Annotated in this window: 1 protein-coding gene; it reads left to right on the top strand. The window is 55.7% G+C overall.

From position 1 onward, the window contains the following. On the top strand, positions 1-204 hold a 204-nt coding region (locus tag AC0L3H_RS33085; RefSeq protein ID WP_473588260.1), incomplete at its 5' end, for a transposase. Positions 205-219 lie beyond the last annotated feature (15 nt).

The raw sequence follows: 219 nt of genomic DNA, 5'->3' as shown, positions 1-219 counted from the left end.
GGCGCCAGGCTGTTCTTGCTGCCCAAATACTCCCCCGACCTCAACCCTATTGAGAAATTCTTCGCCAAGCTCAAGCACTGGCTGCGCAAGGCTGCCAGGCGAACAGTCGAGACCGTCTGTGACGCTATCGGCCAAATCCTCGGCACTGTCACCTCAACCGAATGCACAAACTACTTCATCGAGGCCGGTTATGCGCCAACCTAAATTCATCCCGCTCTA

The organism is Mesorhizobium sp. WSM4816 (genome assembly GCF_055811535.1).
Note: the sequence above shows the minus strand (reverse complement) of the source record. Positions and strands in the feature narration are given on the sequence as shown.